The following is a 383-nucleotide window of genomic DNA, read 5'->3' on the forward strand; positions in this document are numbered from 1 at the left end:
GCTTTACGGCGTTCAAGGGAACCTCACACAGCCATGGCGCGAACAGGATGTCGCGAATAGCATAGCGACATCAGGAAAAACCATGTCTGTCAATCGGCTACGCCGCTACGACGAGATTAAATTTGCGACATGGGTCGCAAACGGGCAATCGGCGTGCAGCGAGCCCTGGAAGTGGCACGAACTGTTCAAGGGACGGGCAACGTACTGCCTGCGCGCAAAACAAAAACGCCGCCTTGGCTGGAGCCAGGCGGCGTTACAGTTTTAAAGCAGCGGCAGGGATGCGCTGCCCCTAAAAATCTTCAGGCGACGAAGCCGAGGCGGGCCGCATTCATGGCGCCGGTCTGGCCGGGCATGGTGTTGGCGAGACGCTGACGCTCGAGGGC

1 protein-coding gene is annotated in these 383 nt (G+C 59.5%); it reads left to right on the plus strand.

Annotated elements, in window-relative coordinates:
- A partial coding sequence (locus EN885_RS34020; protein WP_206616896.1) for a hypothetical protein occupies positions 1-265 on the plus strand: 265 nt, incomplete at its 5' end.
- Positions 266-383: the final 118 nt, after the last annotated feature.

Origin of the sequence: Mesorhizobium sp. M6A.T.Cr.TU.014.01.1.1, assembly GCF_004022765.1 — a bacterium.
GTDB classification, from domain to species: domain Bacteria; phylum Pseudomonadota; class Alphaproteobacteria; order Rhizobiales; family Rhizobiaceae; genus Mesorhizobium; species Mesorhizobium mediterraneum.